Here is a 16780-nt window from a genome sequence, read left to right on the forward strand (position 1 = left end):
ACTTTTACCGGCTCTAGGTTCCTCGCCGGGAACTCAATCGGTTCTCTTTTCAGAATGCTCGTTTCGACATTCAACGCATAGATGGAGAATTGGATATGACGCTCGTTGTCCGCTTCCTCAAGAATGAGTCCGGCGCGACTGCAATCGAGTATGGCCTGATCGCAGCCGGCATTGCGCTCGCGATCATTGCCGCAGTGAACGGTCTCGGCACCACCCTCAACACCAAGTTCACCAATATCAACGCTTCGATCAACTAACGGGGAGCACGTGGGTTCATAAAGGCCTCGGGAAACCGGGGCCTTTGTTTCATCCGGCTGTTCGAGCCGGCTCCTGGACTGTGCCAGCGAAACCCGTCCTATTCGTACAATGCCGTTAAACCAGCATTTACCGTCCGCAAGAAGAAGCGGATACCTCAGTCTTTCGGCAATCGAATTAACTGCGCTGCAATTCCTGCTGCGTAGGTTGACCCTATGGTCACGGTGGTTTCCGCCCCCGCAACGGCCAGAGTTCTACAGCCACGTGTACAAATGGAGTTATAGATGACCAAGCTCGTTGCTCGCTTCGTCAAGGACGAATCCGGCGCCACCGCGATTGAGTACGGCCTGATTGCCGCGGGCATTGCGCTCGCGATCATCGCTGCCGTGAACGGCCTCGGCACCACGCTGAACAGCAAGTTCACCAACATCAACGCTTCGATCAAGTAATCGGTCGGGTTTCGATGAAGAAAAGGGCTTCGGGAAACCGGAGCCCTTTTCTGTGTCCGCGCCACTCCGACGGAACTGTGTAAAGCGTATGAAGCCGTCTTCTGCCGAGAAACGTCCGAATTTCGGGCACTTGTTTGTATCGCTTTCCCGCGAAGAGCCGATCCGGCTGGTCTGCGCGGGTCTTGTCCTCGCCTGCCTCGCGGCCTTGTTCCGGATCGTCAGCATCTGGCCCGGCGCGTTTTAGTATTGTTCATTTCTGCCGGGTAGCCTGCCGTTCGCTCAACCGGACCGAGTTCCTGCGGCTCAATCTGTCAGACCCGGCAACCCCATGATCCTCGATCTCGCGCGCGTCTTCCTGTTTCCCGCCTTGATGGCCTTCGCCGCCGCGAGCGATCTCTTCACGATGACGATTCCCAACCGGATCTCGCTGCTGCTGGTGGCGGGTTTCTTCGTGCTGGCCGGGTTCAGCGGCATGCCCCTGTCCGAGATCGGGATGCATGTGGCGGCCGGTCTGACGGTGCTGGTCATCGCGTTTGCCTGCTTCGCCTTCGGATGGATGGGCGGCGGCGATGCCAAGGTGGCGGCCGCTGCCGGGCTCTGGTTCGGGTTTCCGCCTCTCGCCAGCTACCTTGTCTATGCGTCCCTGTTCGGCGGTGCGCTGACACTTTTGATGCTTCAGTTCCGGCAGTGGCCGCTGCCGTACTCACTAATTTCGCAGGAATGGCTGCAACGGCTGCACCGCAAGGACAGCGGCATTCCGTACGGTATCGCCCTCGCTCTCGGTGCGCTGATGATCTATCCCGAGACCGAATGGATGAAGGCCGTCGATCTCACCCGCTTCATCGGCCACTGAACCCGTCGCCGCTCTGAACTAGAAACCTGCTTCAGTCACAGTGCTCACTGGCAACATGCTGGAGAAGCTCGCGGACTTGCGGGCCGCCGCACGATGGCAACATCTCATTAACGCGATTTAGATACGCCTCATTAACCATGCTTTGACGTTTAGCTGGTCAAATCCGACCACAGCGACAGGTCCGTCGCGGCGTGATGTGGAAAGTGAAAGCGTATGAATACCGCGCGGATTGTCGTCCTGGCCATTGCCGTCTGCGCCGGCGGCGCGGCTGCCTATCTTGCAAGCGGCTCCGATCCGAAGCCGGTTGCGGCGCCAACGACAATGGACACCACCGACGTACTAGTTGCCCGCACCGACATCCCGCTCGGCCAGACCGTTACGCCCGATGATATTGCGTGGCAGAACTGGCCGTCGTCGACCGCAAGCTCCAACTTCATCCGCCGCAACGATCAGCCCGAAGCCATGACCCAGATCGTTGGGTCGATCGCGCGTTCGCCGTTTCTCGCGGGCGAACCGATCCGCGAGACAAAGCTCGTCAAGGGCAACGGTTCCGGCTTTATGGCCGCTATCCTGCCGACCGGCATGCGCGCGATCTCGACGGAAATCTCGCCGGAAACCGGCGCCGGTGGTTTCATCCTGCCCAACGACAAGGTCGACGTCATTCTCACCAAGCGCGAGAGAGTCGCCAGCCGCACCGGCACGAATGACGTCATCAACTCCGAAATCATCCTGACCAACATCCGCGTTCTCGCCATCGACCAGACAGTCGGAGAAAAGGACGGGCAGAAGGTCGTGGTCGGCAAGACTGCGACACTCGAATTGAAGCCTGAGCAGGCGGAATCGCTCGCGCGTGCGCGGCAGTCAGGCACCTTGTCGCTCGCATTGCGCAGTCTGGTCGACGCCAACCGCAACGACATCAATATCGACGACGGCAGCAAGAGCGACAGCGTCAATGTCGTTCGCTACGGCGTTTCCACGCAAATGACGACACGGAAGTGATCGAGAGGACCGGCATGACGAGGCGAGAGGGACATCAGGCACCTGTGCGGACCTTCATGGTGCGTGCCCTGTCGTTTGCCGCGGTTTCCGCGCTGACGCTGAACCCGGTCATGTCGCCGGTGATCGCGAGCGATTACCGCGCCCCCGCGGCTGCGGCCGTCGCATCGAATGCTGGCCAGTTGAATGCACGCTTCCTGCCGCTCGGCATCGGCAAGTCCGTTGTCATCGACCTGCCGCGCGACATCAAGGACGTTCTGGTTGCGGACCCCAAGATCGCCAATGCCGTGGTGCGCTCCGCGCAGCGCGCCTACATTATCGGCGCCGCAGTCGGCCAGACCAACATCGTTTTCTTCGACACATCGGGCCAGCAGATCGCCGCTTACGATATCGCAGTGACGCGCGACCTTAACGGCGTGCGCGCCGCGCTGAAGCAGTCGTTCCCGCTGTCCGACATCCGGATTGAAGGTGTCGGCGACGGCGTCGTGCTGTCGGGCTTTGCCGCCAGCCCTATCGAGGCGCAGCAGGCCCAGGAAATGGCCGCGCGTCTGGCCGGCGGCCCCGAAAAGGTCGTGAACAGCATCGCGGTCCGTGGCCGCGATCAGGTGATGCTGAAAGTCACCGTGGCGGAAGTTCAGCGCGACATCATCAAGCAATTGGGCGTCGATCTCAGCGCCACGATGAACTACGGCACCGCAGTGGTGAACTTCAACAACACGAATCCGTTCACTGCATATGGCCGCCCGCTTGTCGCCGGCAATAGCCTGGTCGGTGCGGCGGGTCAGGCAACAAACCTGCTCGGTCAGCGCGTCCCCGCGGTCACTGCAACGCTACGCGCAATGGAAACCGCCGGGGTCGTCCGCACGCTCGCCGAACCGAACCTCACGGCGATTTCAGGCGAATCCGCAACCTTTGTCGCAGGCGGCGAATTCCCGCTGCCCAAGGGATACACCTGCGACCCCGTCTCGCGTGCGTGTACCACCCAGATCGATTTCAAGAAGTTCGGCATCACCCTGAACTTCACGCCCATCGTCCTGACCGAAGGACGGATCAGCCTGCGCGTGCTGACCGAAGTCTCCGAACTTTCGCCCGACAACTCGATCACACTCGATCAGTCGGGAAACACCCTTACGATTCCTTCGATCAAGACCCGTCGCGCCGAAACCACCCTCGAAATTCCCTCGGGCGGTTCTATGGCGATGGCCGGACTGATTCAGGAGCAAACCAAGCAGGCCATCAACGGTCTGCCCGGACTCTCGCAGGTGCCGGTGCTCGGAACGCTGTTCCGCAGCCGCGACTACGTCAATCGCAACACCGAGCTCATGGTGCTGGTGACCCCATTCGTGGTCCGCGCGGTCGCGCAGAAGGACCTGTCGCGTCCTGACGACGGCTTCGCCGACGCTGCCGATCCGCAATCGGATCTGCTCGGCAACATCAACCGCATCTATGGCGTTCCCGGACGCGTTGAGCCCGGCCGCAAGTACCGCGGCACCTACGGCTTCATCACCGACTGAGATGGGACAAGGACAGTAGCAATGACGACGAGAGTACCCAATCTCAAGCGCAGCCTGCGGATCGCAGTCGCCCTTCTCGGGGCGTCTGCCGCGTTAGGGGCCTGCACGCATACCGATCAGGACACGCCCACCAGTAGCATCCCGCTCGACTACCGCCAGCGTCATCCCATCGTGGTTCAGGAAGCGAACCGCACCACCGAGGTCTTTGTCGGCACCGGCCGGGGCGGTCTCACTGCCGCGCAGCGTTCGGATATCACCGGTCTCGCCGAGACCTGGCTGCGCGAAGGCACCGGCGGCATCATCATCGACATGCCGACCAATACGCCGAACGCGCGCGTGGCAAACGACTCGCTGCGTGAGATTCAAGCTATCCTGGCTGCCGCCGGCGTGCCGTCGCGCGGCATCACCGTCAGGAATTATCGCCCCACGGATCCCCGGCTGTTTGCAACCATCCGCGTCAACTATCCGCGCATCGTGGCGGATGCCGGTCCATGCGGTGTTTGGCCGGAAGACCTCGGCCCTTCAATCAAGAACAAGGGCTATTACGATAACCGGCCGTATTACAACCTCGGCTGTGCGAGCCAGCGCAATCTGGCCGCGATGGTCGACAATCCGTCCGATCTCGTCCAGCCGCGCGCCGAAACCCCGGCCTACACGCCTCGCCGCAGCGTAGCCTTCGACAAGTATCGCAAGGGCACGACCACGACGACTGCATATCCGGAAGCCGACAAGGCCAAACTGAGCGAAGTGGGCAAATGATCAGTTACGCGCGTCAGGATCAGGAGGACGGGACGGCCTCGACCGCCGCCGAGGAGCATATTGCACCGGCGCCGCGCGTTTCCGTCCAGGCGTTCTGCGAAACCGTCGAAACCGCAGCAGCCGTGCAGGCCGCCGGCGAGGACCGCCGGCTGGACAAGGCGCATCTCAAGATTCAGATGGGCGGCATGACGGCCGCCATCGAGGCATACCGGACAGCGCCGACCCCGAACGTCATCCTGCTCGAAACCGAGGGCCGCAACGACATCCTTTCGGGTCTTGATCAACTGGCAACGGTTTGCGACGCGGGCACGCGCGTGATCGTGATCGGCCGTGTCAACGATGTCGTGCTGTACCGCGAACTCGTACGCCGCGGCATCAGCGACTACGTGATCGCTCCGGTTGCGCCGCTCGACGTTGTCCGCTCCATCTGTGGCCTGTTTTCGGTTCCCGAAGCCAAGGCCGTCGGCCGGATCATTGCCGTCGTTGGCGCAAAAGGCGGTGTCGGCGCGTCCACCGTCGCGCATAACGTCGCCTGGGCGATCGCGCGCGATCTCGCGCTGGATTCGGTGGTCGCCGATCTCGATCTCGCGTTCGGAACCGCCGGTCTCGATTACAACCAGGACCCGCCGCAGGGCATTGCGGACGCGGTGTTCTCTCCCGATCGTATCGACACGGCTTTCGTGGACCGCTTGCTCTCCAAGTGCACCGATCATCTCAGCCTGCTCGCCGCGCCCGCAACGCTCGACCGCGTCTACGATTTCGGTGCGGAGGCGTTCGATTCGATCTTCGATACGCTACGAACGACGATGCCCTGCATCGTCCTTGACGTTCCGCATCAATGGTCCGGATGGACCAAGCGCGCGCTGGTCGGCGCCGACGATATCCTGATCGTCGCAACGCCTGACCTCGCCAATCTGCGTAACACCAAGAACATGTTCGACACACTGAAGGCTGCCCGGCCCAACGACAGGGCGCCACTTTACTGCATCAACCAGGCTGGCGTGCCGAAGCGGCCCGAGATCAGCACCAGCGAGTTTGCCAAGGCCATCGAAAGCCCGCCGATCGTGACAATCCCGTTCGAGCCGCAGATCTTCGGGGCGGCGGCGAACAACGGGCAGATGATCGCGGAAATCGCAGCCAATCACCGCACCTCCGAGATGTTCCTGCAGATCGCGCAGCGCCTGACTGGCCGTGGCGAGGCCAAGAAGCCGCGCAATTCGTTTCTGGCGCCTTTGCTCGGAAAGCTCCGGGCCAAATAGACTTTCGCGTGGAGTACCGTCGTGTTTGGTAAGCGTAGCGGATCAGAGGCCGACGTCCGGGGCATTCAGCCCGCGGATCGCGGCCACGTGACAGCGCCCGCCGCTGCAAGGCCGGCCGTGAGCGTCGCATCGCCGCCGCTCGCGCCCGCACGCCCTCCTGCGCCCGCACCCGTTGTCGAAGCCCGGCGCTCCGATACCTACTATCAGGTCAAGGCGACGATCTTCGGCGCGCTGATCGAGGCGATCGACCTCGCCCAGCTTGCGAAGCTTGACGTCGAGTCCGCGCGCGAGGAAATTCGCGACATCGTCAACGAGATCATCGCGATCAAGAACATCGTGATGTCGATCGCCGAGCAGGAAGAGCTGCTCGACGACATTTGCAACGACGTGCTCGGTTACGGACCGCTTGAACCGCTGCTTGCCCGCGACGACATCGCCGACATCATGGTGAATGGCGCCGGCACGGTGTTCATCGAAGTCGGCGGCAAGATCCAGAAGACCGGCATTCGCTTCCGCGACAACCAGCAGCTTCTCAATATCTGCCAGCGCATTGTCAGCCAGGTCGGCCGGCGTGTCGATGAATCCTCGCCGATCTGCGACGCCCGCCTCGCCGACGGTTCGCGCGTCAACGCGATCGTTCCTCCGCTGGCCATTGACGGCCCGGCGCTCACCATCCGCAAGTTCAAGAAGGACAAGCTGACGCTGGATCAGCTTGTCAAATTCGGCGCGATCACGCCCGAGGGCGCCCAGATCCTGCAAATCATCGGCCGTTGCCGCGCCAACGTCCTGATTTCCGGCGGCACGGGCTCCGGCAAGACCACCCTGCTGAACTGCCTGACCAACTACATCGACGAAGACGAACGCATCATCACCTGCGAAGACGCCGCGGAATTGCAATTGCAGCAGCCGCATGTCGTGCGCCTCGAAACACGCCCGCCGAACATCGAGGGCGAGGGCCAGGTGACCATGCGCGATCTGGTCAAGAACTGCCTGCGTATGCGGCCGGAACGGATCATCGTCGGCGAAGTCCGCGGACCCGAGGCATTCGATCTGTTGCAGGCGATGAACACCGGCCACGACGGATCGATGGGAACGCTGCATGCCAACAATCCCCGCGAAGCGCTGTCGCGTTGCGAATCCATGATCACCATGGGCGGCTATTCGCTGCCGTCGCGCACCATTCGCGAAATGATCTGCGCTTCGATCGATGTCATCGTGCAGGCCGCCCGCCTGCGCGACGGCTCGCGCCGCATCACCCACATCACCGAAGTGATGGGGATGGAAGGCGACACCATCATCACCCAGGACATCTTCCTCTACGACCTGATGGGCGAAGATCTGAACGGCAACATTATCGGTCGGCATCGCTCGACCGGCATCGGACGTCCGAAGTTCTGGGAACGCGCACGGTACTACGGCGAGGAGAAGCGGCTCGCCGCGGCGCTCGACGCTGCCGAAGTGGCCGAGGTATAGGGAGCGCCCCATGAACATGCAGGCGCTGGCACTGGCTTTCCTCTCCGCCGTCACGGTGGGCGGACTCGCCTGGGTTTTCATCTATCCGCTACTCTCCGGCGAGAAGCAGACCGAGAAGCGCGTTCAGTCCTTTGCGCGTACCGAACCTGCATTGCGTATCGACGACCGCTCGCGGACGCGCCGCGTCCAAGTCGAAGACACGCTGAAAGAGCTTGAACAGAAGCTGGCCGAGTCCAAGAAGGTTTCGATCGAGACCCGCATCGCCCAGGCGGGCATGAACTGGACCAAGCAGCAATTCATGATCGGCTCCGGAATTCTCGGCGCGATCGCGCTGATCGGCTCCTATATGGCCGGCGCGCCTCTCCTGGCCACGCTTGGCTTTGCCATCGGCGCAGGCTTCGGATTGCCGCGCTGGGTGCTGGGCTTTCTCAAGACGCGCCGCGAAACCAAGTTTCTCGACGCCTTGCCGGATGCCGTCGACGTCATCGTCCGTGGCATCAAGGCGGGCCTTCCTTTGTTCGACTCGCTCAAGGTCGTTGCCGCCGATGCGCCGGAGCCGCTGCGCAGCGAGTTCAACGCGATCATCGAAACCCAGACCATCGGCATGCCGCTCGGCGACGCCTGTCAGCGTCTTTACGACAGGATGCCGCTGCCGGAAGCCAACTTCTTCGGCATCGTGATTGCGATCCAGACCAAATCCGGCGGTAACCTGTCGGAGGCTCTCGGCAATCTCTCGAAGGTGCTTCGCGACCGCAAGAAGATGAAGGCCAAGATTCAGGCGATGTCGATGGAAGCCAAGGCCTCGGCCGGCATCATCGGCGCGCTGCCGCCGCTCGTGATGCTCATGGTCTATATCATGACACCCGAATACATCTCCCTGCTCTGGACCCACCCGACCGGGCGGCTGATGCTGGCGGGCTGCGTGCTCTGGATGTCGACCGGCATCCTTGTCATGAAGAAAATGATCAACTTCGATTTCTGACGAGGAACCATGGTCGATCTTCTCATCGAAAAGTTCCACGACGTCAGGTTCATGACGATGCTGATGGCGGCAATCGCCGCCGCGGCAGCCGCCTACGCGGTGGTGTCTCCGATGTTCGCCGGCGACGGGCTGGCCAAACGCATGAGAGCTGTTGCCAGCGAGCGCGAGCGGCTGCGCCAGCGCGAACGCGACCGCCTGAACCGTTCCGAGAAGGTTTCGTTGCGCCAGACACCCAAACAACTGGTGCAGAAAGTCGTCGACGATTTCAACCTCGGCAAGTGGGTGGCGCAGGAAGAAGCCCGCGAAAAGCTGGTCATGGCCGGCTATCGCGGCCAGGCGCCCTACGTGACCTTCCTATTCTTCCGCCTGGTCATGCCGATTGTGTTCCTGATCGCTGCCATTCTCTACGTGTTCGTGATCTCGAACATGCAGCAGCCGACTGCGATGAAAATCGGCATGTGCCTCGGAGCTACATGGCTCGGCATGCAGGCGCCGATGCTGTTCCTGAAGAACGCAATTACCAAGCGTCAATTGCAGATTCGGCGCGCGTTTCCGGACGCACTCGACCTGCTGTTGATCTGCATCGAGTCCGGCATGTCGATCGAGGCGGCGTTTCGCAAGGTAAGCCAGGAGATCGGCAGCCAGTCGATCGCGCTTGCGGAAGAATTCTCGCTGACGACCGCGGAACTTTCCTATCTGCAGGACCGCAAGATGGCTTACGAAAATCTGGCCAAGCGCACCGGAACCGAGGGCGTGAAGTCCGTCTGTCTGGCCCTGCAACAGTCGGAGCGCTATGGCACGCCGCTGGGGCAGACCCTGCGCGTGATGGCTCAGGAAAACCGCGACATGCGCATGAACGAGGCCGAGAAGAAAGCCGCCGCTCTGCCCCCGAAACTCACCGTGCCGATGATTGTTTTCTTCCTGCCGGTGCTGTTCGTGGTCATTCTCGGCCCCACCGGCATCAAAGTCGCTGAGTATATGAAGTAATGCAGGCGGCGCCGGTCAGGCGCCGCTGCGTTATTCAACCTCAAGACATGGAAAATGAAGCGCGGCCTATGAGCGGCTGGGCTCTGCCACGGCCGTCGTGCGCGGACCACGGCCACCATCGCGGCTGAGCATCTGCTTCAGATAGGCGACGTTGGCTTCCGCCTCTTCGGCCGGCAGGTCCGCCTTCACGATGGTTTCGGCCTCCGCGAAGCGCCCCTGAAGCCCGACCACGAGGCCGAGATTCTGGCGAACGCGAGCGTCTGCCGAACCACGATTATAGGCCCTGCGCAGCACCGACTCGGCCTTGGGCAGATCCTTGGACAGAACATAGGACATGCCGAGGTTCGACAGCACGGACGGCTCTTCCGGCGCAATCTTCAGGGCGCTCGCATAATAGCGGCGTGCCTCGTCGTGATTGCCGAGCTGGTCGAGTGTCGTGCCCTGCACCGACAGAATGCGCCAGTCGGGATTTGCCGGCGTATGGGCGCGGGCCAGGATATCGAAGGCCTGCTGAAAGTTTCCGTTGTCCGCCAGCGCGCGGCCATAGGCCGCCAGCAGCGCCTTGTTGCCGGGATTGGCGATCGTCGCCTGCTCCAGCACGGCGACGGCCTGCTGGCGCTGCCCGTTCAAACGCAGGGACTGGCCGTATTGAAGCGCGGCCGCGGCGTCGCGTGGATTGGCACGGTAGCGTTCGCCATAGGCTTCGATCTCATCGCGCGACGCAACGGGCGGTCCTGCTTCGGCACGGCTATTGAGCGATCCGGTGATGTCGGGCGAACGCGCGGTCTGGCAGCCGCCAAGGCTGGTTGCGATGAGCGCCGCGACCGCGACGGACCCAAAGAACCTGGCGAAACGGGATGGATTACGCATGACGCTTGGACTCGCTATCGAGGTTGGCGAAGCCGGATGACGCCAGCAATAGAGTGTTAACCCTAATGTCTGGTTAATTCGTTGAGGGGCGGCGGCGCCCGACCGCGTGCCTTCCGGTTGGAAAGACCCGTAAAAACACGATCTTGAGCCTGCTGCGCGGCGCGCCCGCACTGCTATAGTGAGGGCCTGTCACACACCCTGTCCGGGAACTCCATGCATCCAGCCTTCCAGAACGCCTCATCCGCCGTCCCCATTACCTTTGCCACCAAATCGACCTGGGACGCCGTCAGCGCTACCCTTCCCGCCGCGGCCCGGCGGTTCGCATCGGCCAATGCCTTCACCGCAAAGCCCGGCCAGTATCTCGCGCTGCCGGCGGAGGATGGATCACTCGCCCATGTCCTGTTCGGCATCGAGGATGCCTCCAGCGAGTGGCGCGATCTTTTCCGGCCGGGACAATTGCCCGGCCTGCTGCCGGCGGGCACCTACAGTTTTACGAATCAGCCGCACGACACCCGGCTTGCAGCGCTTGCCTTTGCGCTCGGCAGTTACCGGTTTAATCGCTACCGTAAGAACGACGCGCCCAGCGCACGGCTCGTCCCGCCCGACGGCCTCGACATGGTTGAGCTGACGCGCATGGCGGACGCCGCGGCACTGGCGCGCGATCTCATCAACACACCCGCCAACGACATGGGGCCGGACGAACTCGCGCAGGCCGCACAGGCGCTCGCCGAAAAGTTCGGCGCGGCCTATAGCTGCATTATCGGCGACGACCTGCTGAAACAAAATTTCCCGCTGATCCATGCGGTCGGCATGGCATCGACCCGCACGCCGCGGCTGATCGACATCACGTGGGGCGACGCATCGCATCCGAAAGTGACGCTGGTCGGCAAAGGCGTCTGCTTCGACACCGGCGGGCTGGATCTCAAGCCGTCGAGCGGCATGCTGATCATGAAGAAGGACATGGGCGGCGCGGCCAACGTGCTTGCGCTCGCGCAGATGATCATGGATGCAAAGCTCAGAGTTCGCCTGCGCGTTCTGATTCCCGCCGTCGAAAATTCAGTGGCAGGAAATGCGTTCCGGCCACTCGATATTTTTCCGTCACGCAAGGGCGTCAATGTGGAGATCGGCAACACCGATGCGGAAGGACGTCTCGTGCTGGCGGACGCGCTGGCGCTCGCCGATGAGGAAAAACCAGATCTCCTGATCGACCTCGGTACCCTGACGGGTGCGGCGCGCGTCGCGCTGGGGCCTGATCTGCCGCCGTTCTACACCAATGACGAAACACTGGCAGCAGACGTCGCGCGCCATGCCCGCACAGAGAACGATCCGCTGTGGCGCATGCCGCTGTGGATGCCCTACGATTCCTGGCTGGATTCCAAGACCGCAAATCTCAACAACGCTCCGGGCGGTCCGTTCGCAGGGTCGATCACCTGCGCGCTGTTCCTGAAGCGCTTTGTCGAAAGCGCGAAAAGCTGGCTTCATGTGGACATCTACGGCTGGACGCCATCGGCAAAGCCTGCGCGTCCCGAAGGCGGGGAATGCCAGGCCGCGCGCGCGATCTACAAGCTGCTGAGCGAGCGGTATGGCTGATTCAAAATCCGCCTTCGATCCGAGGATCACGCCCGCGCGGCCAGATCTCGCGGCGAAACACCTTGAAGGCAGGGTGAACGCCGCGCGATTTATCGAAGGAACAGAATTCGAGGTGTTTGATCCCATTGCGCCGGTCCGGCGCGAACCCTCGCACGATGCCGCGCTGGATACCGAGGCGCTGAAGGGCGAACGCGTGACGATATACGACCGTGACGCGGAAGGATGGGCATGGGGTCAGCTCAAGGCTGACGGATATGTCGGATGGTTCCCCGATGTCGCGCTGGTCCAGCCACGCTCCACGCCGACGCATAAAGTGACGGCATTGCGAACCTTCGCGTTTCCGGGACCATCCATCAAACTGCCGCCGGTGGAAGTCCTGCCGCTCGGCGCGCGTGTCGAAATCGTAAAGTTCGAGGGCGACTTCGCCATCACCGGCCAGCGGCATTATCTGCCCGCGCAGCATGTGGCTTTGCTCGAGACGAATGAGACCGATTTTGTCGGCGTTGCAGAACGCTTTGTCGGTACGCCATACCTCTGGGGCGGCCGGACAAGCCTCGGCATCGACTGCTCCGGGCTGGTTCAAACCTCGCTTGCAGCCGCGGGCATCATCGCTCCACGCGACAGCGACATGCAGGAAACCACGCTGGGGACGGCGCTGCCGTCCTCGCAGTGGCATGATCTCAAACGCGGAGATCTGATCTTCTGGAAGGGCCATGTCGCGATCGTGCGCGACGGCAGCACCATTGTTCACGCCAATGCGCACCACATGGCAACCGCCATCGAGCCGACGCAGGCGGCGATCGCGCGCATCAAGGCCGCAGGAAACGACGTCACCAGCATCAAGCGGCTAGGCTGAAAGGTTACATCTCCGGAACAATATTCGGAGCGGCCTCGATGTTGAAGGCGGCGGCGAACAGCGCGCGGGTGTAGTCGGTCTTCGGATTCTTGAAGATATCCGCCGCTGCGCCCTCCTCCACCACCTTGCCGTGACGCATCACAATCAGATTGCTTGCGAGGGAGGCCACAACGCGCAAGTCGTGCGAGATGAACATGTAAGTCAGGTCCCGCTTGCGCTGCAGATCGCGGAGCAAATCGACCATCTGGGCCTGGAACAACATGTCGAGCGCGCTGGTGGGCTCGTCCAGCACGACGAAATTCGGCTCCAGCACCACGGCCCGCGCAATGCTGATGCGCTGACGCTGGCCGCCGGAGAACTCGTGCGGATAACGGAAGCGTGTCGCCGGATCGAGCCCGACATCCTTCAGCGCCTTGATCACCCGCGCTTCGCGTTCGGTCTCCCTCAGCGACGGCTGATGCACGCCGAGGCCTTCCGCAACAATGTCGCCGACCGACATGCGCGGGCTGAGCGCCCCGAACGGGTCCTGAAACACGATCTGCATGTCACGCCGGACCGGGCGCATCTCCTTGAACTTCAGGCCCTGGATATTCTTGCCGAGGAACACGATCGGTCCGTTCGACGAAATCAGGCGCAGCAGCGCCAGCCCGAGCGTGGTCTTTCCTGAACCGGATTCGCCGACAACGCCGAGCGTTTCCCCCTTGCGCACGGACACGCTCACGCCATCGACCGCCTTGATGTGCCCGACCGTCTTGCGCAGCAGCCCGCGCTTGATGGGAAACCAGACCTTCAGGTCGTCGGACGACATCACAACCGGCGATTCCGGCCGCGGCGGCGCGGGATCCGGCTTCGGCTCCGCCGCCAGCAGCGCCTTGGTGTAAGGATGCTGGGCCGCAGTGAACACCTGCTCCACCGGTCCTTGCTCGACGATCTTGCCGTTGTTCATCACGCAGACCACGTCGGCGATGCGCCGCACGATGCCGAGGTCGTGGGTGATGAACAGCATGCTCATGCCGAGACGTTCGCGAATGTCGGCCAGCAGCTTGAGGATTTGCGCCTGCACCGTAACGTCGAGCGCCGTGGTCGGCTCGTCCGCAATCAAAAGGTCAGGCTCGTTTGCAAGCGCCATGGCGATCATCACGCGCTGGCGCTGTCCGCCGGACAACTGATGCGGATAGCTGGCGAGGCGCGTTTCCGGTTCAGGGATGCCGACCTGCGTTAGAAGCTCAAGTGTCCGCGCCCGTGCCGCCGCGCCGCGCACGCCGCTGTGGAGATAGATCACCTCGCCGATCTGCGCCTCGATGGTGTGCAGCGGATTGAGCGAGGTCATCGGCTCCTGAAAAATGATCGAGATGTCGTTGCCGCGAATGCCGCGAATCTCGTTCTCGCTCATGTCGAGCAGATCCTGCCCCTTGAAGCGGATGCTGCCGGTCGGATGATGCGCCGTTGGATATGGCAGAAGCTTCAGGACGGACAGCGCACTGACCGACTTGCCCGAACCGGATTCGCCGACCAGCGCCACGCATTGTCCGCGCTCGATCGAGAACGAGATCTTGTCGACCGCGACACTCTCGGTTCCGCCCTGACGGAACGCCACCGACAGATCGCGGACATCGAGCAAAGGCTGGTTGATGGAATCCAGCATGATCTCACCTGAACGTCTTGCGCGGATCGAAGGCGTCGCGCACGCCCTCGCCGATGAAAATCAGAAGCGACAGCATGATGGCAACCGAGAAAAAGCCGGTGAATCCAAGCCACGGCGCCTGCACGTTGGCCTTGCCCTGCGACAGCAACTCGCCGAGGGATGGCGAGCCCGGCGGCAGGCCGAAGCCGAGGAAGTCAAGCGCTGTCAGCGTCATCACTGATGACGACACAATAAACGGCAGGAACGTCATGGTCGCGACCATGGCGTTGGGCAGCAGGTGGCGGAACATAATGGTGCCGTTCGATACGCCCAGCGCCCGCGCCGCCTGAATGTACTCGAAGTTACGACCGCGCAGGAATTCCGCGCGAACCAGGCCAACCAGCGACACCCATGAGAACAACAAAAGGATTCCAAGCAGCACAAAGAATCCGGGCACCAGCACCGAAGACAGGATCAGCAGAAGATAGAGCGACGGAATCGCGGTCCACACTTCGATGAACCGCTGGAAGCCAAGATCGACCCATCCGCCGAAATAACCCTGCACACCGCCGGCCGCGATGCCGATCACCGACGAGATGATCGTCAGCGTGAGACCGAACAGCACCGATATCCGGAAGCCGTAGATCAGGCGTGCAACCACATCGCGGCCCTGATCGTCGGTGCCGAGCCAGTTGTATTCGAGATCGCGGCAGCCGCGCACGCCCTTCTTCTCGACCACCGCCTTGCATTGCGCCTCGGTGAGCATCCATGTCGGCTTCGACGGCGCCGGCGTCGGCAGATCGAGATTATGCGTGCTGTAGGAATAGCGGATCAACGGCCAGATCACCGTGCCGTTCTTTTCCTTGATCAGTTTCTGCAGATACGGATCGCGGTAGTCGGCAGCCGTCTCAAAGTCCCCGCCAAAGGCAGTTTCGGGATAGGTCACGAAGGCCGGGAAATACAGTTTGCCGTCGAACTTGATCAGGAACGGGCGATCGTTGGCGATCAATTCCGCGAACAGCGAGACAAAAAACAGCAGCGCGAAAATCCAGAACGACCAGTAGCCGCGCCGGTTGGACTTGAAGTTCCGCCAGCGCCGCTGATTGAGCGGCGATATGCCGAGCGGGTGACGCGAAGGCGGCACGGCTTCGCCCATCGGGGACGGGGCGGCGGTTTCGACCGGCGGTGCAGGAGCGATGGTCATACCTCGCGCGCCTCGAAATCGATCCGCGGATCGATCCACATATAGGCAAGATCCGAGATCAGATTCACCACAAGACCGACCAGAGAGAAAATGAACAGCGTGCCGAACACCACTGGATAATCGCGGTTCAGCACGCTCTCGAAACCAAGCAACCCGAGGCCATCGAGCGAGAAGATCGTCTCGATCAGCAGCGAGCCGGAGAAGAACGCGTGAATGAATGCGCTCGGGAAGCCGGCAATCACGATCAGCATGGCGTTACGAAAAATATGTCCGTAGAGCACCTGCCGCTCGCTGCATCCCTTGGCGCGCGCGGTCATCACATACTGCTTGCGGATTTCATCGAGAAACGAGTTTTTGGTCAGCAGCGTCATGGTCGCGAAGGCGCCGAGCGCCATCGAAACCAGCGGCAACGTGATGTGCCAGAAATAATCGGTGATCTTCTGGTACCACGGGAATTGCGCCCAGCCGTCCGAGGTCAGCCCGCGTAGCGGGAAGATGTCGAAGAATGATCCTCCCGCGAACAGAATGATCAGCAGAATTGCGAACAGGAAGCCCGGGATCGCGAAACCGATGATAATGATGCCCGACGTCCAGGTGTCGAATTTCGAGCCGTCCCGGATGGCCTTGCGGATCCCGAGCGGGATCGAGATCAGATAGGTCAGCAGCGTCATCCAGATGCCGAGCGACATCGACACCGGCAGCTTCTCCTTGATGAGCTGGATCACGCTGACGTCTCGAAAGTAGCTCTTGCCGAAATCGAAGCGCGCGAAATTCCACAGCATCAGCGCGAAACGCTCGGGCGCGGGCTTGTCGAATCCGAACTGCTTTTCAAGGCTCTTGACGAAATCCGGATCGAGCCCCTGCGCGCCGCGATACTTCGAGCTGACAGCGTCAGCCGATGCGCCCGCCTGCGGCCGTGAGGCGAAATCGCCGCCGGACGATCCGGAAATGCGCGAACTTGCGCCGGTGTCGGAGCCGGACAATTGCGCAATCACCCGTTCGACCGGGCCGCCGGGCGCGAACTGCACCACAACAAAGGACACGAACAGGATGCCCAGCAGCGTGGGAACCATCAGCAGGATGCGGCGGGCGATATACGCGGTCATGGA

The 16780-nt window shown here is 62.0% G+C and carries 16 protein-coding genes; 12 read left to right on the plus strand and 4 right to left on the minus strand.

Annotated elements, in window-relative coordinates; translation table 11 throughout:
• The first annotated feature begins 95 nt into the window (after positions 1-95).
• The 10 genes from AC1Q67_RS15280 to AC1Q67_RS15325 all read left to right on the plus strand — a co-directional run bounded on the left by AC1Q67_RS15280 (position 96) and on the right by AC1Q67_RS15325 (position 9527).
• The gene (locus AC1Q67_RS15280) at positions 96-257 is read left to right on the plus strand and encodes a Flp family type IVb pilin (protein ID WP_024576945.1); all 162 of its coding nucleotides are present in this window, start codon (positions 96-98) and stop codon (positions 255-257) included.
• 282 nt (positions 258-539) lie between these two features.
• The gene (locus AC1Q67_RS15285; protein WP_024576946.1) at positions 540-704 is read left to right on the plus strand and encodes a Flp family type IVb pilin; all 165 of its coding nucleotides are present in this window, start codon (positions 540-542) and stop codon (positions 702-704) included.
• A gap of 328 nt (positions 705-1032) precedes the next feature.
• On the plus strand, positions 1033-1557 hold the full coding sequence (locus AC1Q67_RS15290; RefSeq protein ID WP_006022734.1) for an A24 family peptidase: 525 nt from the start codon (positions 1033-1035) through the stop codon (positions 1555-1557).
• Positions 1558-1770: 213 nt separating this feature from the next.
• Positions 1771-2556: a Flp pilus assembly protein CpaB gene (cpaB, locus tag AC1Q67_RS15295; protein ID WP_024576947.1), complete on the plus strand. Its 786-nt coding sequence runs from the start codon at positions 1771-1773 to the stop codon at positions 2554-2556.
• Positions 2557-2570: 14 nt separating this feature from the next.
• Complete coding sequence (locus tag AC1Q67_RS15300) at positions 2571-4067, plus strand: type II and III secretion system protein family protein (RefSeq protein ID WP_492236208.1); 1497 nt, start codon at positions 2571-2573, stop codon at positions 4065-4067.
• Between the two features lie 21 nt (positions 4068-4088).
• Positions 4089-4826: a CpaD family pilus assembly protein gene (locus AC1Q67_RS15305; protein ID WP_024576949.1), complete on the plus strand. Its 738-nt coding sequence runs from the start codon at positions 4089-4091 to the stop codon at positions 4824-4826.
• On the plus strand, positions 4823-6085 hold the full coding sequence (locus AC1Q67_RS15310; RefSeq protein WP_492236209.1) for a CpaE/TadZ family protein: 1263 nt from the start codon (positions 4823-4825) through the stop codon (positions 6083-6085). Before AC1Q67_RS15305 ends, AC1Q67_RS15310 begins: the two co-directional genes overlap by 4 nt.
• Positions 6086-6106: 21 nt before the next feature.
• Positions 6107-7558, plus strand: a complete 1452-nt coding sequence (locus AC1Q67_RS15315) for a TadA family conjugal transfer-associated ATPase (RefSeq protein ID WP_024576951.1) — start codon at positions 6107-6109, stop codon at positions 7556-7558.
• 10 nt (positions 7559-7568) lie between these two features.
• Positions 7569-8540 carry a type II secretion system F family protein gene (locus tag AC1Q67_RS15320; protein WP_024576952.1) on the plus strand — a complete coding sequence of 324 codons (972 nt, stop codon included), beginning with the start codon at positions 7569-7571 and terminating at the stop codon, positions 8538-8540.
• A 9-nt stretch (positions 8541-8549) separates the two neighbouring features.
• A complete protein-coding gene (locus AC1Q67_RS15325) occupies positions 8550-9527 on the plus strand; it encodes a type II secretion system F family protein (protein ID WP_492236210.1) in 978 nt (325 codons plus the stop codon).
• A gap of 66 nt (positions 9528-9593) precedes the next feature.
• On the opposite strand, the gene AC1Q67_RS15330 is transcribed toward AC1Q67_RS15325, so the two are convergent.
• Entirely contained in the window at positions 9594-10397 is an 804-nt protein-coding gene (locus tag AC1Q67_RS15330) for a tetratricopeptide repeat protein (protein WP_492236211.1), read from the minus strand.
• A 213-nt stretch (positions 10398-10610) separates the two neighbouring features.
• On the opposite strand from AC1Q67_RS15330, the gene AC1Q67_RS15335 reads away from it, so the two are divergent.
• Both AC1Q67_RS15335 and AC1Q67_RS15340 read left to right on the plus strand, forming a co-directional pair.
• Positions 10611-11987, plus strand: a complete 1377-nt coding sequence (locus AC1Q67_RS15335) for a leucyl aminopeptidase family protein (protein WP_492236212.1) — start codon at positions 10611-10613, stop codon at positions 11985-11987.
• Positions 11980-12843 carry a C40 family peptidase gene (locus tag AC1Q67_RS15340; RefSeq protein ID WP_492236213.1) on the plus strand — a complete coding sequence of 288 codons (864 nt, stop codon included), beginning with the start codon at positions 11980-11982 and terminating at the stop codon, positions 12841-12843. The genes AC1Q67_RS15335 and AC1Q67_RS15340 overlap by 8 nt, the downstream gene beginning before the upstream one ends.
• A 4-nt stretch (positions 12844-12847) precedes the next feature.
• Here AC1Q67_RS15340 and AC1Q67_RS15345 read toward each other — a convergent pair whose 3' ends face one another.
• Genes AC1Q67_RS15345 through AC1Q67_RS15355 form a run of 3 tightly spaced genes read right to left on the minus strand, consistent with a single transcriptional unit; the run spans position 12848 to position 16777 of the window.
• A complete protein-coding gene (locus tag AC1Q67_RS15345) occupies positions 12848-14485 on the minus strand; it encodes an ABC transporter ATP-binding protein (protein ID WP_492236471.1) in 1638 nt (545 codons plus the stop codon).
• Between the two features lie 7 nt (positions 14486-14492).
• Positions 14493-15671: an ABC transporter permease gene (locus AC1Q67_RS15350; protein ID WP_024576958.1), complete on the minus strand. Its 1179-nt coding sequence runs from the start codon at positions 15669-15671 to the stop codon at positions 14493-14495.
• Positions 15668-16777: a microcin C ABC transporter permease YejB gene (locus tag AC1Q67_RS15355; RefSeq protein WP_024576959.1), complete on the minus strand. Its 1110-nt coding sequence runs from the start codon at positions 16775-16777 to the stop codon at positions 15668-15670. The genes AC1Q67_RS15350 and AC1Q67_RS15355 overlap by 4 nt, the downstream gene beginning before the upstream one ends.
• Between the last annotated feature and the right edge of the window lie 3 nt (positions 16778-16780).

The sequence above is a fragment of the Afipia sp. GW823-FHT06G09 genome, from assembly GCF_058794875.1.